Origin of the sequence: Nocardia sp. SSK8, assembly GCF_037034205.1 — a bacterium.
Lineage (GTDB): Bacteria > Actinomycetota > Actinomycetes > Mycobacteriales > Mycobacteriaceae > Nocardia.
Genome location: NZ_JBAGKD010000022.1, coordinates 1 through 22386, shown reverse-complemented (window position 1 = coordinate 22386; position 22386 = coordinate 1). Strand labels below are relative to the sequence as shown.

At 69.0% G+C, this 22386-nt stretch carries 23 protein-coding genes; 14 read left to right on the top strand and 9 right to left on the bottom strand.

All coding sequences use genetic code 11. The features are described 5' to 3' along the window. Positions 1-109: 109 nt before the first annotated feature. The 3 genes from WA675_RS26600 to WA675_RS26590 all read left to right on the top strand — a co-directional run bounded on the left by WA675_RS26600 (position 110) and on the right by WA675_RS26590 (position 6928). Positions 110-1639: a dynamin family protein gene (locus WA675_RS26600; protein ID WP_442945730.1), complete on the top strand. Its 1530-nt coding sequence runs from the start codon at positions 110-112 to the stop codon at positions 1637-1639. Positions 1640-1760: 121 nt separating this feature from the next. Beyond that, the gene (locus tag WA675_RS26595) at positions 1761-5132 is read left to right on the top strand and encodes an IniB N-terminal domain-containing protein (protein ID WP_336088051.1); all 3372 of its coding nucleotides are present in this window, start codon (positions 1761-1763) and stop codon (positions 5130-5132) included. 14 nt (positions 5133-5146) lie between these two features. Next, on the top strand, positions 5147-6928 hold the full coding sequence (locus WA675_RS26590; RefSeq protein ID WP_336088049.1) for a dynamin family protein: 1782 nt from the start codon (positions 5147-5149) through the stop codon (positions 6926-6928). 65 nt (positions 6929-6993) lie between these two features. On the opposite strand, the gene WA675_RS26585 is transcribed toward WA675_RS26590, so the two are convergent. Continuing rightward, entirely contained in the window at positions 6994-7260 is a 267-nt protein-coding gene (locus WA675_RS26585) for a hypothetical protein (protein ID WP_336088048.1), read from the bottom strand. Between the two features lie 344 nt (positions 7261-7604). Here WA675_RS26585 and dnaK point away from each other — a divergent pair, with 344 nt between their 5' ends. The 5 genes from dnaK to WA675_RS26560 all read left to right on the top strand — a co-directional run bounded on the left by dnaK (position 7605) and on the right by WA675_RS26560 (position 13421). Then, positions 7605-9467 carry a molecular chaperone DnaK gene (gene dnaK / locus WA675_RS26580; RefSeq protein ID WP_336088047.1) on the top strand — a complete coding sequence of 621 codons (1863 nt, stop codon included), beginning with the start codon at positions 7605-7607 and terminating at the stop codon, positions 9465-9467. Further along, positions 9464-10027 carry a nucleotide exchange factor GrpE gene (gene grpE, locus WA675_RS26575; protein WP_336088046.1) on the top strand — a complete coding sequence of 188 codons (564 nt, stop codon included), beginning with the start codon at positions 9464-9466 and terminating at the stop codon, positions 10025-10027. Before dnaK ends, grpE begins: the two co-directional genes overlap by 4 nt. 21 nt (positions 10028-10048) lie before the next feature. Continuing rightward, positions 10049-11236, top strand: coding sequence for a molecular chaperone DnaJ (gene dnaJ, locus WA675_RS26570; protein ID WP_336088045.1), 1188 nt, complete (start codon positions 10049-10051; stop codon positions 11234-11236). Further along, the gene (locus WA675_RS26565) at positions 11236-11637 is read left to right on the top strand and encodes a heat shock protein transcriptional repressor HspR (RefSeq protein WP_336088044.1); all 402 of its coding nucleotides are present in this window, start codon (positions 11236-11238) and stop codon (positions 11635-11637) included. Before dnaJ ends, WA675_RS26565 begins: the two co-directional genes overlap by 1 nt. Before the next feature lie 614 nt (positions 11638-12251). Then, entirely contained in the window at positions 12252-13421 is a 1170-nt protein-coding gene (locus WA675_RS26560) for a globin domain-containing protein (protein WP_336088042.1), read from the top strand. A gap of 9 nt (positions 13422-13430) precedes the next feature. On the opposite strand, the gene WA675_RS26555 is transcribed toward WA675_RS26560, so the two are convergent. Beyond that, positions 13431-13841 (bottom strand): type II toxin-antitoxin system VapC family toxin, encoded by a 411-nt coding sequence (locus tag WA675_RS26555; protein WP_336088041.1) that lies wholly within the window; start codon positions 13839-13841, stop codon positions 13431-13433. Then, positions 13829-14095 (bottom strand): type II toxin-antitoxin system Phd/YefM family antitoxin, encoded by a 267-nt coding sequence (locus tag WA675_RS26550; protein ID WP_336088040.1) that lies wholly within the window; start codon positions 14093-14095, stop codon positions 13829-13831. Before WA675_RS26550 ends, WA675_RS26555 begins: the two co-directional genes overlap by 13 nt. Before the next feature lie 152 nt (positions 14096-14247). On the opposite strand from WA675_RS26550, the gene WA675_RS26545 reads away from it, so the two are divergent. Next, positions 14248-14784: a suppressor of fused domain protein gene (locus tag WA675_RS26545; RefSeq protein ID WP_336088039.1), complete on the top strand. Its 537-nt coding sequence runs from the start codon at positions 14248-14250 to the stop codon at positions 14782-14784. Here the strand turns inward: WA675_RS26545 and WA675_RS26540 are convergent. The 3 genes from WA675_RS26540 to WA675_RS26530 form a co-directional block, all read right to left on the bottom strand. Continuing rightward, complete coding sequence (locus WA675_RS26540; protein ID WP_336088038.1) at positions 14781-15536, bottom strand: FAD-binding oxidoreductase; 756 nt, start codon at positions 15534-15536, stop codon at positions 14781-14783. The genes WA675_RS26545 and WA675_RS26540 overlap by 4 nt on opposite strands. Before the next feature lie 14 nt (positions 15537-15550). Continuing rightward, on the bottom strand, positions 15551-16711 hold the full coding sequence (locus WA675_RS26535; protein ID WP_336088037.1) for an FAD-binding oxidoreductase: 1161 nt from the start codon (positions 16709-16711) through the stop codon (positions 15551-15553). Between the two features lie 134 nt (positions 16712-16845). Beyond that, entirely contained in the window at positions 16846-17226 is a 381-nt protein-coding gene (locus WA675_RS26530) for a MarR family winged helix-turn-helix transcriptional regulator (RefSeq protein ID WP_336088071.1), read from the bottom strand. 117 nt (positions 17227-17343) lie between these two features. On the opposite strand from WA675_RS26530, the gene WA675_RS26525 reads away from it, so the two are divergent. Then, positions 17344-17976: a maleylpyruvate isomerase family mycothiol-dependent enzyme gene (locus WA675_RS26525; RefSeq protein ID WP_336088035.1), complete on the top strand. Its 633-nt coding sequence runs from the start codon at positions 17344-17346 to the stop codon at positions 17974-17976. On the opposite strand, the gene WA675_RS26520 is transcribed toward WA675_RS26525, so the two are convergent. Further along, entirely contained in the window at positions 17966-18331 is a 366-nt protein-coding gene (locus WA675_RS26520; protein WP_336088034.1) for a hypothetical protein, read from the bottom strand. The two genes, WA675_RS26525 and WA675_RS26520, sit on opposite strands and share 11 nt — an antisense overlap. Positions 18332-18434: 103 nt before the next feature. Here WA675_RS26520 and WA675_RS26515 point away from each other — a divergent pair, with 103 nt between their 5' ends. The 4 genes from WA675_RS26515 to WA675_RS26500 are packed head-to-tail and all read left to right on the top strand — an operon-like array spanning position 18435 to position 21449. Next, entirely contained in the window at positions 18435-18950 is a 516-nt protein-coding gene (locus tag WA675_RS26515; RefSeq protein ID WP_336088033.1) for a DUF3558 domain-containing protein, read from the top strand. 12 nt (positions 18951-18962) lie between these two features. Continuing rightward, complete coding sequence (locus tag WA675_RS26510; RefSeq protein ID WP_336088032.1) at positions 18963-19340, top strand: hypothetical protein; 378 nt, start codon at positions 18963-18965, stop codon at positions 19338-19340. Next, the gene (locus WA675_RS26505) at positions 19341-20657 is read left to right on the top strand and encodes a hypothetical protein (protein WP_336088031.1); all 1317 of its coding nucleotides are present in this window, start codon (positions 19341-19343) and stop codon (positions 20655-20657) included. Positions 20658-20690: 33 nt separating this feature from the next. Further along, a complete protein-coding gene (locus WA675_RS26500; RefSeq protein ID WP_336088030.1) occupies positions 20691-21449 on the top strand; it encodes an ESX secretion-associated protein EspG in 759 nt (252 codons plus the stop codon). A gap of 62 nt (positions 21450-21511) precedes the next feature. Here the strand turns inward: WA675_RS26500 and WA675_RS26495 are convergent, their stop codons facing one another. Together WA675_RS26495 and WA675_RS26490 are read right to left on the bottom strand one after the other, a co-directional pair. After that, on the bottom strand, positions 21512-21868 hold the full coding sequence (locus tag WA675_RS26495; RefSeq protein WP_336088029.1) for a hypothetical protein: 357 nt from the start codon (positions 21866-21868) through the stop codon (positions 21512-21514). A gap of 45 nt (positions 21869-21913) precedes the next feature. Next, the gene (locus WA675_RS26490; RefSeq protein ID WP_336088027.1) at positions 21914-22303 is read right to left on the bottom strand and encodes a hypothetical protein; all 390 of its coding nucleotides are present in this window, start codon (positions 22301-22303) and stop codon (positions 21914-21916) included. Positions 22304-22386: the final 83 nt, after the last annotated feature.

The window sequence follows — 22386 nt, the reverse complement described above, 5'->3', positions numbered from 1 at the left end:
CTCTCGGGTGAGTGTCGGCCGAGAAGCCGCCGCCACCAGAGCGTGATGATCATCCGTCCAGGATGGTTCGGTCGGCGTGGCCGGGGCGGTCCGTCGGTAGGGTGTCCGCGTGAATTACCCCGCGCACGCGTATTCGGCAGGCCCGCTCGCCGAGGCTCAGCAGCTGGTGACGAGTGCCGCGCGGGAGTTGGGTGGGGACCCGGGTGCGCGGGCCCTGCTCGACGAGTGCGACGCGCGGTTGCGTCAGCCGTTGCGGGTAGCCCTTGCGGGGTCGATCAAGGCGGGCAAATCGACGCTGCTCAACGCCCTGGTCGGCCAGAGCATCGCCCCCACCGACGCGACCGAATGCACCCGCGTGGTCACCTGGTACCGCACCGGCGCCACCCCGACCGTCACCGCCTTCGCCGCCGACGGCGCCGCCGCCAATGTCACCCTGCGCCGCGGCGCGGGCGCCCACGGCCTCACCTTCGCACTCGACGACCTGCGCTGGACCCCCACGGGCCCGCACGCCGTCGACCACCTGGAAGTGCGCTGGCCCACCCCCGCCCTCGCGCGCACCACCATCATCGACACCCCCGGCACCTCCTCCCTCTCCCGCGAGGTCTCCGAACGCACCCTGCGCCTACTCACCCCCGCCGACCTCGACGCCGACGCGGTCTCGGTGCCCGGCGCCGATGCCGTCGTCTACCTGCTGCGCCGCCTCGACGCCGCTGACCTGCACTTTCTCGAGCAGGTCGGTTCCGGTGGGCCGACGGGTCCGCTCGGCGTGGTCGGGGTGGTCTCGCGCGCCGACGAGATCAGTGCGGGCCGCATCGACGCGCTGCACTCCGCCCGGCAGGTGGCGGCCCGCTTCGCCACCGAGCTAGAGCGCACCGGGTTGTGCCAGGCGGTCATCCCCGTGGCGGGCCTGCTCGCCTTCGCCGCCGCCACCCTCACCCAGCCCGAATATCTCGCCTTCGCCGCCCTGGCCGCGCTCCCCGCCGACACCATCGAACTCGCCCTGCTCTCCGCCGACCGCTTCGCCCGCCCCGACCTCGACCTGCCGGTCCCCGCGCCGATGCGCGCCCAGCTGCTCGACCGCTTCGGCATGTTCGGCGTGCGCATGGCCACCGAACTCGTCCGCACCGGCATCCGCGACGCCGCCACCCTGGCCGCCGAACTCGCCGCCCGCAGCGGCATCGACGAACTGCGCACCGTCCTCGACGTGCAGTTCGGTCAGCGCGCCGAGCAGCTCAAGGCCCACTCCGCCCTCACCACCCTCGACCGCGTGCTCACCGCCCACCCCGGCACCCGCGCCGACCAGCTGCTCCCGCGTGTGCGCACCCTGCTCGCCGATGTGCACGGTTTCGCCGAACTGCGATTGCTCGGCCGCCTGCGCACCGACGAATTACCGCTGCCCGCAGCCGATCTGGCCGAATTGTTCCGTCTGATCGGTGGCGCGGGCGTCGCGGTGCACGTGCGCCTCGGCCTGCCCGCCGACACCGATCCGGCCACGCTGCGGGCCCACGCGACCGACGCCGCGCGCCGCTGGCGCACCCGCTCCCGGCACCCACTGATCGACCAGGTCACCGCCGCCGCGTGCCTGACCGCGGTGCGCAGCGCCGAGGGAGCACTCAGCCAGTTATCGCCCTCCCCGTAACGAAACCGTCGCGGATCGGGACAAGCTTTTCGAACACTCGCATGGCCACGCGTGACAAGCATCCCCGACAGACGAGTACGGATCCGGCGCATTAGCCCCGATCTGGAGGAGCTGACCCCGAATGACCCCCACCGCGATCCTCGAGTTCATCCTGAACCTCTTGCGCGACCCCGAGGCCGCAGCAAACTATTGCAAGGCCCCCGTCCAGGTCCTCTGCGACGCCGACTTGCCTGTCACCCCCGCCGAAATCGCCACCCTGGCCCCCACCATCTGCCAATCCCACAACCTCGACACCGCCCCCCTCCAACCCATCATCGCCGCCGCCTCCACCACAGCCGCCACCATCACCGCGGCCACCACCACCGCCCTCGGCACCGAAGCAGACATCGACCTCGGCCTCACCACCGAAACAACCGCCGCCGCCGACCTGGCCACCGACCTGGGCCTCGGCGCGGGCATTGGCGCAGGCCTCGATCTCGGCGCGGACCTGGCCGCCGATCTCGGCGCGGGCCTCGGCCTAGGTGCCGATCTGGCCGCTGATCTCGGTGCGGGCCTCGATCTCGCCGCCGATCTGGGCGCTGATCTCGGCGCGGGCCTCGACCTCGCCGCCGATCTGGCCGCTGATCTCGGTGCGGGCCTCGATCTCGGTGCCGACCTGGGCGCTGATCTCGGTGCGGGCCTCGACCTCGGTGCCGACCTTGCCGCTGATCTGGGACTGGGCCTGGGCACAACCGTAGGTGCCATCGCCGACCTCGGCGCGTCCGCCGCTGCCGACCTTGGCCTCGGCCTGGGCGCGGGCCTCGGCGCGGCTGCTGGCGCCGCCGCCGACCTGACCACCGGCCTCGGTCTGGCCACCGATCTCGGCGCCGATCTGAGCGCGGGCTTGGGTGCAGGCGTCGGCGCGACTGTGGGTGCGATCGCCGATCTCGGCGCGTCCGCCGCTGCCGACCTTGGCCTCGGCCTGGGCGCGGGCCTCGGCGCGGCTGCTGGCGCCACCACCGACCTGACCACCGACCTCGGTCTGGCCACCGATCTCGGCGCCGACCTGAGCGCGGGCTTGGGCGCAGGCGTCGGCGCGACTGTGGGTGCGATCACCGACCTCGGCGCGTCCGCCGCTGCCGACCTTGGCCTCGGCCTGGGCGCGGGCGTCGGCGCGGCTGCTGGCGCTGCCGCCGACCTGACTGTCGGCCTCGGCCTGGGCACCGATCTGAGCGCGGGCTTGGGCGCAGGCGTCGGCGCGACTGTGGGTGCGATCACCGACCTCGGCGCGTCAGCCGCCGCCGACCTGGGCCTCGGCCTCGGCCTCGGCCTCGGCCTCGGCGCGAGCGTCGACGGGACTGCTGGCGCAGCCACCGATCTGACTGCAGACCTCGCCGCCGACCTGAACCTGGGCGCAGGCATCGACTCGACCGTCGGTACGGTCGCCGACCTCGGCGCCTCCACCGCCGCCGACCTCAGCGCAGGCCTCGATACGACAGTCGGCGCGGCCGCTGGCATCGGTGCCGAAGTCGGCGCGAACCTCGGCACGAGCACTGACCTGGCGGCCGACGCGGACCTCGGGCTGGGCGCGATTGCCGACCTCGGTGTTTCCACCGCCGCAGATCTGGGAGCAGACCTCGGTCGGGCTGCTGACCTCAGTACCTCTGCTGCTGCCGATTTGGGTGTCGGCCTCGGCGCCGCTGCCGACCTCGGTACCTCTGCGGCCGCGGAGATGGGCCTCGGCATCGACTCCGCCCTCGGCGCCACCGCGGGTGGAACTGTCGGCGCCGCAGTGGATCTCGGCGCATCGACTGCCGCAGACCTGGGTGGCATGCTGAACTCGAACCTCTCCGGCGCGACGGATTTCGGTGCTGAACTCGGCGGTTCGCTGGCTGGCGCAACCGATCTGGGCGCGGGTATCTCCGGGACGCTCGGCGGTGCGGCGGATCTGGGTGCGGATGTCTCCGGGGCGCTCGGTGGGGCGGCGGATCTGGGGGCGGATGTCTCCGGGGCGCTCGGTGGGGCAGCGGGACTCGGTGGAGCGCTGTCCGGCGTCGCGGGCCTGGAGACCTCGTTGAGCGGTGCGGCTGATGCCGCAGCTGGGCTCGGTGCCGGTGTTTCCGGTGTGGGTGATGCGGCTGCGGTGGTTGGTGCCGGGTTGGGCTGGGGGCTCGGTGCGGCCGCTGGGGCGGTGGCGGGGGCTGATGCGGCGGCTTCCGGGATTGTGGAAGCTGGGGGTGGGCTGGGTGCTTCGCTCGATTCTGCGGTGGGTGCCGGGCTCGAGACGTCGCTGTCCGGGGCGGGTGGGGTCGCGGGGCAGGTCGGTGTGGGGGTCGGGGCTGCGGCGAATGCCGGTGTGGGCGCGGCTTCTTCGCTGACCGGTGCGGCTACCGCGACTACGCAGCTCGGGCTCGAGAGTCTTGCTGGTGCGGGTGCGAACCTGGTCGGGAATGGTTCCGCTGGAGCTGATCTCGGTGCTCAGATCGCTGCGGGAATCACCAGTGGTGCGGGCCTCACGACCAGCGCCGAAGCGGCCCTCGGCACCACCCTCGAATCCGCGACCGGACTCGAAACCTCCTTGGGCACAGCACTTTCCGGTGTGGGTTCGGCGTCTACCGGACTCGCCGGTGTCGTCGACTCCAGCGCCGCCCTCACCGGCATCGCCACCTCGGCCTTCGACACCTCCCTCGTCGGCGCCTCCACCGTCAGCTCCGCCCTCCAGTCCTCCTTCACCAGTGCCGCGAACTCCGGCATCGACACCACCCTGACTTCCGGCCTTTCTGCTGGCGGCTCTTTCGCCACCGGCCTGGACAGCGCATTCGGCGGAGCCATCGACGGCACCACCGCCGCGGGCGGCTCGCTGACCTCCGGCGCGGAGGGCGCGCTCGGCACCGGCCTGACTTCCGCCGGTTCTCTCGGTGCCAGCGTGGATGGAGCCTTGAGCGGAGCGATCGGTACTACAGCCGCCGCGAGTGGTTCGCTGGGTTCCGGCGCGGAGGGCGCCCTGGGCACCGGCCTCACATCCGGAGGCTCCCTCGGTACAGGGGTGGATGGAGCCTTGAGCGGAGCGATCGGCACTACAGCCGCCGCGAGTGGTTCGCTGGCTTCCGGCGCGGAGGGCGCCCTGGGCGGAACCATCGGCACCACCGCCGCGGCAGGCGGCTCGCTGACCGCTGGCGCGGAAGGCGCCCTCGACACAGGCTTCACCTCCGCCGGTTCAACCAGCACCGGCGCAGACGGCGCCCTGAGTGGGACCAGTTCGCTGACCACCGGCGCGGCGGGCGCCACGGACTCCACCATCTGGTCCGACCCCGACCTCTCCGGAGCCTTCGGCGCGACCACCGACACCACCATCGGCGTAGCCTCCGGCCTCGGTACCTGGTCGACCGTCGACCCCGACAGCGCGTTCGGTCCGGCCCTGCACGACTCCCCGCTCACCGGCGACACCGGTCTGCTCGGTGAGTCCACCCTGGCGGGCGATCAGCACTTCGACACCGCCGACGCGTTCCACTGAGCGGAGGGGATGGGATGGACACGGTGCTCGCGGTGCTCGACGACACCGTGGCGGCCGCCCGCGCCGCGGGTCGCGACGACCTGGTCGCCCGGCTGGAGACAGCCGCGGCCAGGGTGCGCGACCCGCGCAGGCGGATCGTCGTCGCGGGCCAGCGCGACCAGGGCAAGAGCCGTTTCGTCAATGCCCTGCTGAATCTGGATGTCTGCCCGGTCGGTGACGACCGCACCACCACCATCCCGATCCAGCTGGCCTACGCCGAACAGCCCCGCGCCGAATTGGTCCTCGCGGCAACGGGTTCGGTGGACCGCGTCGAGTTCCCCCTCGCCGAGCTCGCCGCGCTCGACCCGAGCACTTCCCTGGCCGCGGGCAGGCAGATCCTCCGTATCGAGATCGGCCTGCCCAACCCCCTGCTCGCCGACGGCATCGTCCTCGTCGACACCCCGGCCATCGGCGGCACCGGCACCACCCTCGGCGTCCTGGAAACGCTCCCCGCCGCCGACGCCGTGCTCTTCCTCTCCGACGCCTCCACCGAACTCACCGCCCCGGAACTCACCTTCCTGCGCCAGGCCCGTGAATTGTGCCCGGCCACAGCCGTATTGATGACCAAGACCGACCTCTACCCGCACTGGCGCCAGGTCCTCGCCGCCGACCGCGCCCACCTGGCCACTGCCGACCTCGCCGTCCCCGTGTTCCCGGTCTCGGCCCTGCTGCGCGCCCACGCCCTGCGCCTGCAGGACGCCCAGCTCGGCGCCGAATCCGGCTTCGGCGAACTCTTCCAGTTCCTGCGCGACCAGGTGGTAGCCCGCGACGAAGCCACCGCCCGTGCGGGCGTGATGAAGGAGATGTCCTCGGCCGCAGAGCATCTGGCCCTGGCGATCGGCAGCGAACTGGTCGCCCTGCGTGACCCGCGCCAGGCCGCCACCGCGGTGGCCGAACTGCACACCGCCAAAGCCGCTGCCCAGCAACTGCATCGACGCACCGCCGCCTGGCAGCAGACCCTCGCCGACGGCATCACCGATCTCGTCGGCGATGTCGATCACGACCTGCGCGAACGCCTGCGCACCATCAGCCGCACCGGCGAGGAGTGGATCGACGACCACGACCCGGGCAGGCACTGGAACGCCATCGCCGAATGGCTCACCGAGACAGTCGATACCGCCCTGGGCGAGAACCTGCTCTACGCGCACACCCGCGCGGAAACCCTCGCCGACCGCGTCGCCGAACATTTCCACGAACTCGGCGCCGTGGAACTCCCGGCCGGTCTCGACCATTCCGGAACTGTCACCGGCACCGGCACACTGGGCGAGCTCGAACCCGATATCGGCCTGGTCTCCAAGGTCCTGGTCGGCATGCGCGGTTCCTACGGCGGCGTGCTGATGGTCGGCCTCGCGACGACATTCGCGGGCCTGGCCATGCTCAACCCGATCTCCCTCGGCGCGGGTGTGCTGGTCGGCGGCAAGGCCTACCGCGACGACAAGCAGGCGCGGATGACCCGCCGACGCGGCGAGGCCAAGAACGCCGTGCGCCGCTTCCTCGACGATGTCGCGTTCCAGGCGGGCAAGGATTCCAAGGACCGCATGCACCGCATCCACCGCACCCTGCGCGACCACTACGCGGGCATCGCCGAACGCAGCCTGCGCTCGATCGACGAATCCCTCACCGCCGCACAGGAAGCCGCCACCGCCGAGGCCTCGCACCGGGCCGAGCGCATCGGCACCCTGGAACGTCAGCTGACCGCCGTCGCCGCGCTGCGCCGCTACGCCGAACAGCCCGCCGGGCTCGAACCGGCGACCTGACCCCCGAGTGGGCGGGCCTGCTCCCTCTCACGACAACACATCAGGCCCGCCCAGATCCGGAAGCCTCAGATGAAGTAGGCGGTACCCGAAGAACTCCCGGTACCGTACCCGAGGCTCTTGGCGAACTCGCGCAGGGCGATCAGCGCGTGCCCGACCGGTCCGGGATCGCTGCACGAACCGCCCACCGACGAGAACGTGCACCCGTCGTCGGCCACCGCGCGCACCCCGCTGTCGGCCGCCGCCGTCCCGGCCCCGCCCACCATCGCGCCACCGACCATCGCGAGGGCCACCGCCGCCCCGCCGAGGCCGCGCCGGAATCGAACCTTGCTCATCGATGCACGCATGCTGATGAAACTAGTGGCTCACCCCGTCCGCCACCGGCCCATCGATGCCCCCAAATCTCGGGGCGGGGATTCGTCACGATCCCGCATCGCCCGTCGCGGTTGAGTCCAGGCCGCGCAAGAATGGCTAGGGTTCGGCAGGGGCGGGAAAGTTTTTTCGCGGCGGCGGGAATGTATCGCCGCAGATGCAGGTTGTGCTGATCAACAAGGTTGAGCGCAGCTGACTCAAGTCTGGGTTGACTCCGGGCGGACTCCGGAGGCAGGATTGAGCCCACCACGCTCAGCGTTGCTCGAGACTGTTGCCCTATAGAACGTCCAAACAGGAGGAAATCACTATGGCTCGTGCGGTCGGAATCGACCTCGGGACCACGAACTCTGTCGTCGCCGTGCTGGAAGGCGGTGAGCCGGTCGTCGTCGCGAACTCCGAGGGTTCGCGCACCACCCCCTCGATCGTCGCCTTCGCCAAGAACGGCGAGGTTCTCGTGGGCCAGCCCGCGAAGAACCAGGCGGTCACCAACGTCGACCGCACGATCCGCTCGGTCAAGCGCCACATCGGCACCGACTGGAGCGTCGAGATCGACGACAAGAAGTACACGCCGCAGGAGATCTCCGCGCGCACGCTGATGAAGCTCAAGCGTGACGCCGAGGCCTACCTCGGTGAGGAGATCACCGACGCGGTCATCACCGTCCCCGCCTACTTCGAGGACGCCCAGCGTCAGGCCACCAAGGAAGCCGGTCAGATCGCCGGTCTGAACGTGCTGCGCATCGTCAACGAGCCCACCGCGGCCGCGCTGGCGTACGGCCTGGACAAGGGCGACAAGGAACAGACCATCCTGGTCTTCGACCTCGGTGGCGGTACCTTCGACGTCTCGCTGCTGGAGATCGGTGAGGGCGTCGTCGAGGTCCGCGCGACCTCCGGTGACAACCACCTCGGTGGCGACGACTGGGACGAGCGCGTCGTCACCTGGCTCGTCGACAAGTTCAAGGCCAGCTCGGGCATCGACCTGACCAAGGACAAGATGGCCCTGCAGCGTCTGCGCGAGGCCGCCGAGAAGGCGAAGATCGAGCTGTCCTCGAGCCAGTCGACCTCGATCAACCTGCCCTACATCACCGTCGACGCGGACAAGAACCCGCTGTTCCTCGACGAGCAGCTCACCCGCTCGGAGTTCCAGAAGATCACCTCCGATCTGCTGGATCGCACCCGCGCGCCGTTCCAGTCCGTCATCAAGGACGCCGGTATCAACGTGGCCGACATCGACCACGTCGTGCTCGTCGGTGGCTCCACCCGTATGCCCGCCGTCTCCGAGCTGGTCAAGGAACTGACCGGCGGCCGTGAGCCGAACAAGGGCGTGAACCCGGACGAGGTCGTCGCCGTGGGCGCCGCCCTGCAGGCCGGTGTGCTCAAGGGTGAGGTCAAGGACGTCCTGCTGCTCGATGTCACCCCGCTGTCGCTGGGTATCGAGACCAAGGGTGGCGTGATGACCAAGCTCATCGAGCGCAACACCACCATCCCCACCAAGCGGTCGGAGACCTTCACCACCGCCGACGACAACCAGCCGTCGGTGCAGATCCAGGTCTTCCAGGGTGAGCGCGAGATCGCCTCGCACAACAAGCTGCTCGGCTCCTTCGAGCTGACCGGCCTGCCCCCGGCCCCGCGCGGCGTGCCGCAGATCGAGGTCACCTTCGACATCGACGCCAACGGCATCGTGCACGTCACCGCGAAGGACAAGGGCACCGGCAAGGAGAACAAGATCAAGATCCAGGACGGCTCCGGCCTGTCCAAGGAAGAGATCGACCGGATGGTCAAGGACGCCGAGGCGCACGCCGCCGAGGACAAGACCCGCCGCGAAGAGGCCGAGACCCGCAACCAGGCCGAGTCGTTGGTGCACCAGACCGAGAAGTTCATCAACGAGCAGAAGGCGAGCGAGGGCGGCGCGCAGGTGTCGGCCGAGCTGCTGGCCGATGCCGAGAACGCGGTCGCCGAGGCCAAGAAGGCGCTCGAGGGCACCGACATCGCGGCCATCAAGACCGCGGTGGAGAAGCTGGCCGCCGAGTCGCAGAAGGTCGGCCAGGCGATCTACGAGTCGCAGGCCGCCCAGGACGCGCAGACCGGAGCCGCCGGTAACGGCGCCGGCCCGGCCGACGACGACCAGGTCGTCGATGCCGAGGTCGTCGACGACCCGGCTGACAAGAAGTGACCGAGGCCAACTCCGGCGAGGAGTTGATCACCGACATCGTCGAGGACACCGAAGCCCCCGCCGAGGCGGAGGCGGAGGTGCTCGACGCCGAACCCGAGGCGCCGGTCAGCGACGAGCTGGCCGAGCGCACGGCCGACCTGCAGCGGTTGACCGCGGAATACGCGAACTACCGCCGCCGCGTCGAGCGCGACCGGCAGGCCAACATCGACGCGGCCAAGGCCGCGGTGGTGAGCGAACTGCTCGGCGTGCTCGACGATCTGGACCGGGCCAGGGCGCACGGCGACCTGGAGGCGGGCCCGCTCAAGTCCGTCGCCGACAAGCTCGAGACCGCGCTCACCAAGCAGGGTCTCGTCGAGTTCGGCGTGGTGGGCGAGCCGTTCGACCCGACGCTGCACGAGGCCGTGCAGCACGAGGGTTCGGGCGCGGACCCGGTGATCGGTCTGGTCATGCGCAAGGGCTATCGGTTCGGCGAGCGAGTGCTTCGGCACGCGCTGGTCGGGGTAACCGATGCCGAGGTCGTCGAGGCATCGGACCCGGATGCCGACGCCGACAACAACTAAGGCGAGAGGAGGAGATGCCCGGTGAGCCAACGGGAGTGGATCGAGAAGGACTTCTACAAGGAGCTGGGTGTCTCCGCCGGCGCCTCGCAGGACGAGATCAAGAAGGCCTACCGCAAGCTGGCCCGCGACCTGCACCCGGATTCCAATCCGGGTGACACCAAGGCCGAGGAGAAGTTCAAGGCCGTCAGCGAGGCCAACGCGGTGCTGTCGGATCCGGCCAAGCGCAAGGAGTACGACGAGACGCGTCGCCTGTTCGCGGGCGGTGGCGGTGGCGGCCGGGCCTACGGCGGGTTCAACCCCGGTGCGGGCGGCGGCTTCTCGCAGGACTTCAACATCGGTGACATCTTCGGTCAGGCCGGTGGCGCGGGCGCTGCCGGTGACGGCGGGCTCGGCGATCTGCTGGGCGGGCTGTTCAACCGGGGTGGCGGCGCGCGCGGTGCGAGCCGCCCGCGCCGCGGTGCCGATGTGGAGACCGAGACCACGCTGGGCTTCCGCGAGGCGGCCCAGGGTGTCACCGTCCCGCTGCGGATGACCAGTCCGTCGCCGTGCACCACCTGCCACGGGTCCGGCGCCAAGCCGGGCACCAGCCCGCGGGTGTGCCCGAACTGCAACGGGGCCGGTGTCGTCAGCCGTAATCAGGGCGCGTTCGGTTTCAGCGAGCCCTGCGACGACTGCCGCGGCACCGGGTCGATCATCGACGACCCGTGCACCGACTGCTCGGGCACCGGCATCCAGAACCGGACCCGCACCATCACGGTGCGGATCCCGCCGGGTGTCAGCGACGGCCAGAAGATCCGGCTCGCCGGTCAGGGCGAAGCGGGCCTGCGTGGGGCGCCCTCGGGTGACCTGTACGTCACCGTGCATGTCAGCCAGGACAAGGTCTTCGGCCGCCAGGGCGACGACCTCACCCTGGTGCTCCCGGTGAGCTACAGCGAATTGGTGCTGGGGACAACTGTTTCCGTGCCGACGCTGGACGGCCGGGTCGGCGTGAAGGTGCCCGCGGGCACCGCCGACGGGCGTATCCTGCGGGTACGCGGTCGCGGTGTGCCCAAGCGCGGCGCGGCGGGCGGCGCCGGTGACCTGCTGGTCACGGTGAAGGTCGCGGTTCCGCAGGCGCTGGACTCCGACGCCACCGATGCGCTCAAGCGCTATCAGGAGGCCGAGAAGGCCAGTGGCTTCGATCCGCGTGCAGGATGGGCGGGTGCTTGATGTCCGATAGTCCGAAGTCAGCGTCGGGTGGTGGCTCGCGCGCCGAGTTCTTCATGATCTCGGTGGCGGCCCAGCTGGCGGGTATGCACGCGCAGACGTTGCGCACCTACGACCGGCTGGGTCTGGTCACGCCCCAACGCACTTCGGGCGGTGGACGCCGGTACTCGGCCCGCGACGTGGAACTGCTGCGCGAAGTGCAGCGGTTGTCGCAGGACGAGGGCGTCAACCTCGCCGGTATCAAGCGCATCATCGAGCTCACGAACCAGGTCGAGGCGCTGCAGCAGCGCGTCGAGGAGATGAGTGCGGAGCTGGAGCAGTTGCGGGCCGGATACCGGCCCGACCTGACCCCGCCCCAGCGCAGTACCGCCCTGGTGGTCTGGCAGCCACGACATCGTCGCTGAGAACGCTCGATTCGGCGAACCCCCGGTTCGATATCCATTGCGGTGGACACGGACCGGGGGTTCGTTCGTCTCCGGGCAATCACCGGCGATCGGCTGGTGACTATCCAGCAACCTCTTTATTCCTGATCTTGTTGCCCGAAAGGTCCGGTCCAGCCCTGTGAGGTGGGGGTTTATCGCCGTGTGCCGGTAAATGTTTGCTGGCGGGACGCTGAATTCGGGTCGGTGCGGCGCTATTTCGACACTGCACGCGAGACGCTCCAGTGTGCATTGCCCGCGTGTCATGGCACGGCGCGTCGCCGCTGCCCGCCTGGTGGTCGTAGCGGAAAGGTCGCTCTACCAGGCACATTGGGTCGCGAATGCCGGTTATGCCAGGAAGATCGCGGAAGCGTATGGTCACTTTGACTCCCGTTTTACCGACATCGAGTCTGTTTCTAGGGGATACTCCCGCATCCTGCCCGGTATTTTTAGAATTACACCTGTGATGTTTAAGAGTACGATTCCGAAGCTGGCAAACCTCGCCTAGACTTCTCGCATCGGCTGCTGACGAGTGTCCTCCCAGCCCGTCACTCGCCGGCGCGGACTGCGTTCGATGGCGAAACGAGGTTGTGACACATATGGATTCGCGGACTGTCGCTTTGATCCGTACTACGTTCAAGGCGGTTGCTGCGGAAGACGGTGGGTCCGAGCGGCTGTCGAGGTCGTTCTACTCGATCCTGTTCACGGACTACCCCGCGGTCCGCGACTACTTCCCGGCGGCCATGGACGCCCAGCGCGACCGCCTGGTCACCGCGATCGGCTACGCGCTCGACCGGCTAGAGGAGCCGGACAAGCTGCTGCCGTTCCTGGCCCAGCTCGGGCGCGACCACCGCAAGTATGGGGTGCAGCCCGCGCACTATGTCGCCGTGGCCAATTCGCTCAAGTCGGCCATGCGTCAGTTCGCGGGCACCGAGATGTGGACCGACGAGGTCGCCACCGCCTGGGATGAGGGCCTGGCCATGATCAGCGGCGCGATGATCAGCGCCGCCGAGAAGGAGACCACCCCCCCGGTGTGGACCGCCACGGTGGTCGAGTGCCGCGAGGTGCTGCGCAATCTGTCGGTCATCCGGGTACAGCTCGATCAGCCGATGGAGTACGCGGCGGGCCAGTACCTCAGCGTGCAGATCCCCGCGCGGCCGCGGATGTGGCGCTACCTGTCCCCGGCCAACCCCGCCAATGCCAACGGCGAGATCGAATTCCACGTGCGCAGTGTGCTCGGCGGCTGGGTCAGCCCCGCCATGGTCGCGCACACCCACGTCGGCGACCAGTGGCAGCTCGGCTCCCCGCTCGGCGGGCTCGGCGTGCCGCGCAACACCAAACGCAAGATGCTCATGGTCGGCTGCGGCACCGGCATCGCCCCCCTGCGCGCCCAGATCATGGCCATGGCCCAGCGCCGCGTCAACCCGAAGGTCCACCTCTTCGTCGGCGGCCACCACCCCTGCGACCTCTACGACCTACAGGTCCTCAGCCAGCTCGCCGTCGCCAACAAATGGCTCTCGGTCACCCCCGTCACCGAGAGCGACGAAAACCCCTGGTGGTACTTCGATTCCGACGCCCCCCACCCCGACCTCCCCGGCCTCGAACCCCGCATGACCGGCCAAATCGGCAAGGTCGTCGCCTCCTACGGCCCCTGGTCCGACCGCGACGTCCAAATAGTCGGCTCCCCCTCCATGGTCCAAACCACCAAGTTCCGCCTCATGGCCGCAGGCACCCAAGCCGACTCCATCCGCCACGACCCCCTGTTCTGAGGGCTGTCCCTATCCAGGTCCGACCAGCCGGACCTCGACCCCCGGGAGCGTGCCGAAATCGGCCCGCCGGTCGGTGGTGACGAGGGTGCGACCGGTCGCGCGTGCCGTGGCCGCGATGATCAGGTCGTGCGCACCCCGGGGCTTACCCGTCCCCCGAACATGGGTCAGCAGTTCCGAGTGGTGTTCGGCGATCACATCGTCGTAGGGGATGCTCGGCACGATCGCCCGGAATTCGGTGAGAAAGGCCCGTGCGCTCGCTTGTTTGGCGGGGTTGGTCTGACCGGCGAGACCGGTGAGGTACTCCGCGATGACTACGGCTGCGACGGCGACGTTGTCGTCATCGGCGATGACATCGGGCAGATCGACCGCGCCACGATCGATGGCGATCAGAATGCCCGTGTCGAGGATCAGCTTTCCCACGGATCGCTGTCTTCCTGGGCGCTCGCGTAACGGTCGATGGATTCGATTGCGGTCTCGAACTCCTCATCCAACCCGATGTTCCCAGCCCATTTCCGGGCAAGCTTGTTCAGGCCGCGGCCATTGGCACGCGGCGCCGGAAGGAGCCGCGCCACGCATACCCCCTTACGAGTGATGACGAACTCCTCACCCGCCTCCGCCTCATCGAGCACCCGCGCGAACGCCCTCGCGGCCTCGGTCGCACTGATCTCCTTCATACAGTCATTCTATCAGAATCTGATAATCAGACAAAGGGATCCAAGGGGCCCCGAGCTGCGCGGAGGGGATAGGGTGATCCGGCTACGCCGGGTGGGAGTCGGAAGGGTTCAAGGTGGGTGCTTCTCCGTTGTTGCGGGCGGTTTTTCGCGATGTGCAGCACCTGTACGGACCCGAGGACGAGGGGTATGTCTTCGAGGACGGACCGGGCCCGATCGGGCACATCGATGTGCTGGTGTACCGGCCGACCGCGCGGATTCCGGTGACCACCTTCGCCACGGTCGGGATGGCGGCCGGTGAGATGCCCGCGACGCCGGGGCCGGGGGCCGGAGGACGCGCCGAACTGCGGTTCTCCTGGCGGGGACAGCAGACGCCGGAGTGGGAATCGGCGGTCGCCCAGCTGCTGGCGAATCTCGCCGCCTACCCCTGGATCACCGACCAGCAGCTCGGCTGGGGCCACATGATGACACTCACGGAAGACTTCCCGGGTTTTCCCGACTGCCGCACGGTGATGTTCGCGGGCCCACTGTTCGCCGACGCCCAGGACATCTTCGAGGCCGAGGGCGCCACCATCAGAATCCTGAACATCGTCCCCCTCACCGAGCCCGAAAGCGCCAGGGCCCGAACCATGCCGTCCGGCTATTTCCTCACCGAACTCATGGCCGAGGTCGACCTCTTCAGCCCGCGCTAGGCCCCTTCGGTGGTGATATTCGCCGCGGGCGTCCCCGATTCGAGCAGCCGGTCGACGGTGGTCCGCACCATCGCGGGCGACCCACACACCAGCACCTGCTGCTGGGTGAACGGCCCGTGCGTGGCGGCGACATCGGCGAGCGTTCCGTAGAACATCTCCGCGGGCGCGAACCCGATATCGGAGCGGGTCTGCTCGTGCCATTCGTCGCGAATGGACGGGTCTTCCGAACTTTCCACCACGGGAATGACTGTCAGCCAGGGCAATTCCCCCGCCAGAAGGAACAGCATGTCCGAGGCGTAGAGATCGCGCGGCGAGCGCCCACCGTAGAAAAGATAAGTCCGGGGCGGGGTTTCGCGACGGGCCAGCTCGAGAATCTGCGCGCGCATCGGCGCCAGTCCGGTTCCCCCGGCGATCATCACGACCTCGGCCGCCTCGGGATCGATACGGAAAACCCCGTGCGGAGCGTGGATCCGCCACTGATCACCGGGCTTGGTATCGCTCACGATCGAATCCGAGCACCACCCGCCCGGCACCGTGCGCACATGGAATTCCAGCTTCCCGTCCAGCGAGGGCGGCAGCGCGGGGGAGTACCGCCGCCGCACCCCGGGATGCTGCGGCACCTCCACCTCGACCGACCCGCCCGCCGCGAACGGCACGAAATCACCGATCAGCCGGATCACGGCCAGATCGTTGCGCAGGCGGTGATGACCGACGACGGTCGCCGTCCACGCGGGATCGGGAAACTCGCTCACGAGCGCTCCTTGACTCAGCCGACGGGATCGGCGGCGATGATCTGGCTGGGTGTGCCCGCCCGGATAAGGGCCCGGCGGGTGTCGGCGATCATCCGCGGGGACCCGGCGATCTGGATCTGCCGGTCGGCCCAGTTGCCGAAACTGGTCACCACCGCACCCAGGTTACCGATCAGCCGCCGATGCATGCCGACCGGCGGTTCGGCCGAATCCTGCGGATACCACCAGGGATTGGTGTTCTCCTCGCACACCGGCACCACCGTCAGCCACGGATTCGACTGGGACAGCTGCCACATGTTGTTCACGTCGTACAGATCGCCCGGGTACCGTCCGCCGCAGAAGAAGTGCACCCGCGGATTGATCCCGCGCTGACTCATCTCGATCAGTTGCGCGCGCAGCGGCGCGATGCCGGTGCCCGAGCCGATGAGCAGCACATCGCGCCCCGACTCCCGGTCCACGTGCAGCCCGCCGAGCGGTCCGGCGATCTTCCACCGGTCGCCGACCTTGGTGTCGTTGACGATCGCCGGGCTCACCCACCCGCCGCTGATCCGCCGCACATGGAATTCGACCTCGCCGTACGGATTGGCCGGAATGGCGGGGGAGTAGTAGCGCCACATATTCGGCCGCTGCGGAATCGCCACCGGCACGTACTGGCCCGCCTTGAACGGGATCGGGCCGTCGGCCTGCAGCCGCACGATGGCCAGGTCGTCGAGCACCCGGCGGTGGCCGACGACGGTCGCGTCCCAGTACGGCTGCGACTTGTCCTCGTTGGCGCCGATCGCCATCGAGGCCGAGACCAGGATGGTGACGTCGCTCCAGCCCTCGTGCAGCTCGCGGGTCCAGCGATTGCCGTGGTAGGTGCGCAGCGCGCCGAGCAGCGCGCGTCCGGCCATGTCGTAGTGGTCGGCCTCGACCCCGTATTTGCGGTGGTCGCGAGCGAGTTGCTCGAGGAATTTCTGCGCGCGATCGAAGTCCTCGAGGTTGTCGAGGACGAACTGCAGCGCCGTCACGAGCCGCTTGGGTTGCATGTCCATCGCGGGCGGGAACAGCTCCCGCAACCTCGGGTCCTGCGCGAACAGGTGACCGTAGAACGCGCTGATCAGCCGCTCGGGACCGCCCGGTGCCTCCGACACCCCGCGGAAATCGGCGCGGACCAGCGCAAGCGAACGCGCATCCACGTCGTCAAGCTCCCTTTCCCTGGAATTGCTGCGATGTGGCCCCGCCCGACGGCGGACACCGGCTCCAGTATCCCCCGAAACTGCTGGTTGGGTGCAGGGATGCTCATCACGGTGCCCCGCTCGCCGGACGGATCTTATCGATAGGGGTCGGTGATCTCGCGCAATTGCTCGAGCGAGTTCCGCAATGTCGCCGCTTGCCGCGCGCCCAGATGGGTAATCCATTCGTCCTCGACAGCACGAACCGCCCGGTTCGCCACCTCGGCGGCCCGGGTGCCCCGCTCGGCCAGGCGCAACAGCCGGGCGCGGCCGTCGCGGGGATCGGGTTCCCGTTTCAGGTACCCGTTATGCACGAGCTGATCGACGAGTACGCCCGCGGTCTGCTTGGTCACCTGGGCCTGGGCGGCCAGCTCGGTCAGTCGCGAGCCGTCCGGCCCGATCCGCGCGACCAGCCGGGCCTGCGCCGGGGTGAGTTCGAAACCGGCCTCGGCCAGCGCGACGAACACCCGCCGCTCCATTTCCCGATAGGGCACGAACAGCAGGACTCCGAGGTTGAGTTCGCTCACGCCACTCCTTGATCCGGTCAGCTTTACTGACTATATTAGTCAGAAAGGCTGACGAATTGGAGGCCGGTCGTGGATGTCGAACAGCACTGGCGAACCATCATCGACCAGCGCCGCGCCCTCGCGGCCCTGCTGGCCGAGCTCACCCCCGCCGAACTCGACGCTCCCTCGCTCTGCGCGGGCTGGCGGGTCCGCGATGTCGCCGCCCACGTCGCCCTGGCGCCGCGACCACCCGGCCCGCTGGCCATGCTCCGCGAGGCCGCGCGCGCCCGCGGCAGCTTCCACCGCCTCAACCACGACATCGCCGTCCGCTACGCCGACACCGTCGCCGATCTGGCCGCTGACCTGGCCCGCGTCGCCGATTCCCGGCGCCTGCCGGTGGTCACCAACTACCGCAATATCCACTACGACGTGATCGTGCACGCCCAGGACATCGCCCGCCCGCTCGCCCGCGTCCTCGCCGTCGACCCCGAGGACGCGGCCGTCGCCGCCACCCGCGTGTGGTCGATGGGCTGGCCCTTCTGGGCGCGCCGGAATTTCGGCCGCGTCCACCTCGTCGCCGACGATTCCGCGTTCACGGCGGGAGTGGGCCCCGAGGTCCACGGCACCACCCTCGACCTGCTGTTACTGCTCACCGGCAGGTCCGGCATCCTGCCCCTGCTGCGCGGCGAGGGCTTGAGCCTGCTGGAACCGGTCAGCCGGTGACCGTCGCGACCGCCCGCCGCCGGTCCTCCTCGCCCACCTCGCCGAGGTCGAATCCGCGCGCCACGATGTGCTGGACGAGCGCCGGCTCCGGCGGCAGCCCGTACTTGCGCAGGTAGTGCGGCACCGCGCCCGGCCAGACGAACACCCCGTCGGTCTGGAAATTCATCGGCACATCCCGCTCGGCGGGGGCGAAATCATCGGCACTGTAGCTGCGCGCGCTCAAGACCACCGGCGCGTGCTCGAGATAGGCCAGCACCCGATCATGGATCAGCGGGTCGACGGGCGGCCGGTTCACCACCGGTTTGCCTTCGGGATCACGCCCGTCGAAGGGCGCCGAGACTCGGAGATCACTCATGATCGATCAACTTACGCGGCCACCGTGCGTGTCGGACCTTCGTGCTAATGTCCCTGGTCAGAGCAGTAACCGGCGAGAAGGGGCGGGGATGAGACGCGCAGGTATGGCGTTGGTGGCGGCCGGTGCGGTTGTCCTCGGGGTCGCGGGATGTGACTCGGGGGAGCCGTCGTCGCAGGGGGCTACGACGAGTCCGGCGGCGCCGGTGTTGTGGGATCCGTGTTCGGAGATCTCGGATGCGGTGTTGACGGAGGCGGGGGTTGATCCGTCGACGGAGGAGGCTGGTGTCGCGGGTGTCCACCAGTCGGGGTGGGAGATCTGTGGATGGAATGGCGACGAATACGCCCTGACCGTCTACACGACCGACATGAGTGTCGCCGACTTCGAGGCCAAGCCGGGCAACACCGGCTTCTCCGATGTCACCATCGGCGGTCGGCAAGGTCGCCAGTTCAAGGTCGAGGGTGACTCCCGCAACCTGTTCTGCGACGTGGTCTTCCCGACCGAACAGGGCATTGTTCAACTGGGCGTCGGGAACTCGGCCATCGCCGACGGGCCGTTGGAAGACCCGTGCGTGTACCTACAGCGCACCGGGGCCATCCTCGTTCCGACGTTCCCGAAGTAGGGGGGAGCCGTCATGGCGGATGCGACGCCCTACAGTCAGCTGCTTTCACAGGTTAAGGCCGGTGAGGTCTACCTGAACGACGAGGCCGCGGCCTTCCACATGTTCAAAGCGTGCGACGCGCGCCTTTCCGACCTACAAGACCTCGTCAATGCGGCGCGGCGAGTCCAGAACGTCACCGGCTTTGGTGATTTCGACATGGCCAGGCAACTCGAGGCGAAGTTTCGTTCGCAGGCTGTCGGCGAGCCGAACTCGATCTACGAGGTGCTCATGTCCGACATCGATGCCGTCAAACAGCTCCGCGAGGTCTTCTCGATCTCCTTCAAACACATCGCGGGCAAAGACATCGAGAACGCCAACGCCCTCGACTACGTCACCGAGCAGGTGAACTGAATGTCCTACCCGAACATGAGCGGCCTAGACCTCTTCGGCGGCCTCCGCAATTTCGTCATGTCCCCCTTCACCAGCGACGACAACGAACTCGACTCCTCCGATATCGCCGATATCCAGGACCAGTACAACACCCAGCGCGACCGCACCCGCCAGCGCGCCAACGACCTCGGTTTCGACGGCGATTACCGCCCGACCGCCGTCACCAAGACCGACCCGTTCGAGGGCACCGTCGCCGAACTGCGTGCCAAGGTCGACAAGATCGATATCACCGCCGTGAGCGATCTGATCAGCGCGTGGACCGAGATCTCCACCCGCAACAGCACTTCCCTCGACGAGTTCCGCAAGCAGATCGCGCGCGGCATGTCGCCCGATGTCTGGTCCGGCGCGGCGGCGACGGCGGCGGCGCAGACGGTGGCCGCCTACGACATCACCGGCCAGAAGGTCACCACCGCGGCCGCGCTCACCAGCAACAAGCTCGACGAACTGCGCACCGGCCTCGAACCCACCAAGCGGCTGGTGCCCTTCGCTCCGGAGCACCGCAGCGGCGTCGACAACGCCCTCGGCCTGCTCCAGGGCCGAGCGTGGCGCAATGACGATGTGGCACAGGAGAATGCACGAGTGGAAGCCGTGCGCGTGCTGCAAACCGTCTACGCCCCGGTGATTCACGAGTCCGACGACAAGGTCCCGGTCATCCCGATCCCGAAGACCGTCGACCCCGGTGGCGATCCCGTGACCCCCGGCGGTTCCCAGAAACCCGAGACGGGCAACCCGAATTCGGCCAACCCGAACTCCGGCCAGCCCGCGACGAACCCGACCACTCCCGCGGGCACCACCCCGGGCACGGACCCCGACGACATCACTCCCGACGACACCACCACGGGCGACGACCCCACCACCCAGGACTCGACCCCCGACTCCACCACCCCGCAGTCCACCGTCCCGGCGGGCACCACCCCGGCCTCGACCCCGACCACCCCCGGCTCGGGCCTCCCGTCCGGCAGTCCCGGCGGTGCGGGCTCACCGGGCGGTGGCACACCCGGCGGCACCCCGGGCGCGGGGACGCCCGGCGGCGCGGTCCCCGGTTCCCCGAACGCGGGCACCACCGCGGCGGCGGCCAGGGCGGGCGGCGCGGGATCCGGCGCGACCGGCCGCTCCGGCTCGCCCGGCATGATGGGCCCCGGCGCGCGCGGCGGCGGCAAGGACGACGAGTCGAGCAAGGCGATCCCCGACTACCTCATCACTCAGGAACACGGTGACGAGCTCACCGGTCTGGACAACCTGCCCAAGATGGTCCCGCCGGTCATCGGCGGAGATTAGTCGCGAATCCTGATGGAACAGAGTAGATCTCCCGTGCGCACCTGGCATCTCACCGCTCTCGACTTCCGCACTCTCTGGGAGGCGGCGGGCCGCGACGTCCTCCCGTATCCGCTGCACCACCGGCATACCGACGTCGAGTCCCAGGCCGAGATCCTGCGCCTGCGCAGCAAGGCCGCCGAGAACCTGATGGCCGAGTTCGACAGCGATCTCGACCGCGCCATGGCGGCCCTGCTGGTCCCGCACGCCCGCGTCGAGGTCGCCGGTGCCACCCGTGGTGTGCGCACCATCCGCGCCCACGGCGGCACCCGGGATACCTACGCCGCCTTGGCCATCCAGGCCCCCGGCGCCGACACCAACCCCGGCGACATCACCCTGCACCTGTTCCCCCCGAAATCCCTTGCCGCCGCCGTGTTATCCACCCTCCCGCGCGTCCGAGCCGGTTCCGGCCGCGAAATCCGCGTCACCGCAGCCGAACTCGCCGCCCCCCGCCCCGACACCCGCGACCCCTGGGACCCCACCCCCCGCGAACAGCTGGAAGCTTTCTTAGCCAAACCCACCGACACCCTCACCCACATCGGTGTCTACGCCCACGCCAGCGTCGACAACCGCCACACCGAGGCCCGCGACGATTTCCAGCTCCACGACCTCACCGGCGACGGCCGCTACGTCTTCTACGGCGACACCACCTTCATCGCCAAACCCACCACCACGACCCGCATCCACCAAACCCTCACCACCATCCTCTCCACCACCGCCGCCAAGGCCCGCACCGCCACCTACGGCCCACTCTGAACAGCCCGGACCGGCCTCCCCCGCACCCGAGGCCGGTCCCGCGTCAACGCGTCGCGCTGCTGCTAGCCGACGGTGTAGTACCAGGAGCCGTTGCAGGCACCGTGCGTCATCTGATCGTCGAACCACCACTGGCCGCCCGGACCGTCGACTTTCCAGCTCCCGTCAGGCGACAACAGGTTGTTCCCGCCCCCGTCCCGGAGTATCTGCTTAGAGCGCTTTCCGATGGTGTAACTCCACCCCGCCTGGTTCCCGATCGGCGTCGTCTTCATGACGATCCGAATGTCCTTGGCGGTCTTGTTGACAACGGTCAAACAAGCCCCCCGGCCAGGCGCGTCAGCCTGCGCCGGCGCCGCCGCCCCGAGCCCGACGGCCACAGCCGCCACCGCGAGCCCCACCCGAACAACGAGCTTCCTACCCATGATTCTCCCCTCCGAAGCCCTCGACAGAGCTTGATCAGTTGGGCCTCAGTTGTTTTCGCCCCTGACATGAAGACTACGAACGAAACTTTCGAGATCCTCAACGAAGCCTTGCTCGCCTGCCCCGAGCTCCATCTTCAGCTCGCCAGCGCGGCCAGCTGCCCGGTGTCCCCGGCTTGTCCTCGCCGCGATCGTCTTCACCGTCACGAGATCTTCGGTCCGCACCCCCACCACCCCGAACCCCGCGGCTTCCGCCTGCGCCACCGCGCCGACAACGGCCGCCGCCAACGAATCCCCATCCCGGTGCACATGTAGCACCGGCACCGCGCGCGGCCCGAACTCCGGCGTCGAGTCGTCGAGACCGGCCTCGAACAAGGCATCGAGCTCGTCCTCGGTCGGCGTGCGATCGAGGACCAGCGTGAACTCGTGCTGACTCATGGCAATTCCTTCGTATCCGTGTGCTGTCGCGCGAACCGTCGGATGGCATCAGCATTGTCCTCGGGCACGCGCGGAGTCGACCC

What these genes read in the sequence shown, in the direction of transcription:
- WA675_RS26490 (WP_336088027.1), bottom strand. Translation starts at nt 22,303, where the DNA reads ATGAGTCAGCACGAGTTCACGCTGGTCCTCGATCGCACGCCGACCGAG.
- WA675_RS26590 (WP_336088049.1), top strand. Translation starts at nt 5,147, where the DNA reads ATGGACACGGTGCTCGCGGTGCTCGACGACACCGTGGCGGCCGCCCGC.
- WA675_RS26550 (WP_336088040.1), bottom strand. Translation starts at nt 14,095, where the DNA reads ATGAAGGAGATCAGTGCGACCGAGGCCGCGAGGGCGTTCGCGCGGGTG.
- WA675_RS26530 (WP_336088071.1), bottom strand. Translation starts at nt 17,226, where the DNA reads ATGGAGCGGCGGGTGTTCGTCGCGCTGGCCGAGGCCGGTTTCGAACTC.
- WA675_RS26515 (WP_336088033.1), top strand. Translation starts at nt 18,435, where the DNA reads ATGGCGTTGGTGGCGGCCGGTGCGGTTGTCCTCGGGGTCGCGGGATGT.
- WA675_RS26585 (WP_336088048.1), bottom strand. Translation starts at nt 7,260, where the DNA reads ATGAGCAAGGTTCGATTCCGGCGCGGCCTCGGCGGGGCGGCGGTGGCC.
- WA675_RS26565 (WP_336088044.1), top strand. Translation starts at nt 11,236, where the DNA reads ATGTCCGATAGTCCGAAGTCAGCGTCGGGTGGTGGCTCGCGCGCCGAG.
- WA675_RS26520 (WP_336088034.1), bottom strand. Translation starts at nt 18,331, where the DNA reads ATGAGTGATCTCCGAGTCTCGGCGCCCTTCGACGGGCGTGATCCCGAA.
- WA675_RS26595 (WP_336088051.1), top strand. Translation starts at nt 1,761, where the DNA reads ATGACCCCCACCGCGATCCTCGAGTTCATCCTGAACCTCTTGCGCGAC.
- WA675_RS26495 (WP_336088029.1), bottom strand. Translation starts at nt 21,868, where the DNA reads ATGGGTAGGAAGCTCGTTGTTCGGGTGGGGCTCGCGGTGGCGGCTGTG.
- WA675_RS26560 (WP_336088042.1), top strand. Translation starts at nt 12,252, where the DNA reads ATGGATTCGCGGACTGTCGCTTTGATCCGTACTACGTTCAAGGCGGTT.
- WA675_RS26505 (WP_336088031.1), top strand. Translation starts at nt 19,341, where the DNA reads ATGTCCTACCCGAACATGAGCGGCCTAGACCTCTTCGGCGGCCTCCGC.
- WA675_RS26510 (WP_336088032.1), top strand. Translation starts at nt 18,963, where the DNA reads ATGGCGGATGCGACGCCCTACAGTCAGCTGCTTTCACAGGTTAAGGCC.
- dnaK (WP_336088047.1), top strand. Translation starts at nt 7,605, where the DNA reads ATGGCTCGTGCGGTCGGAATCGACCTCGGGACCACGAACTCTGTCGTC.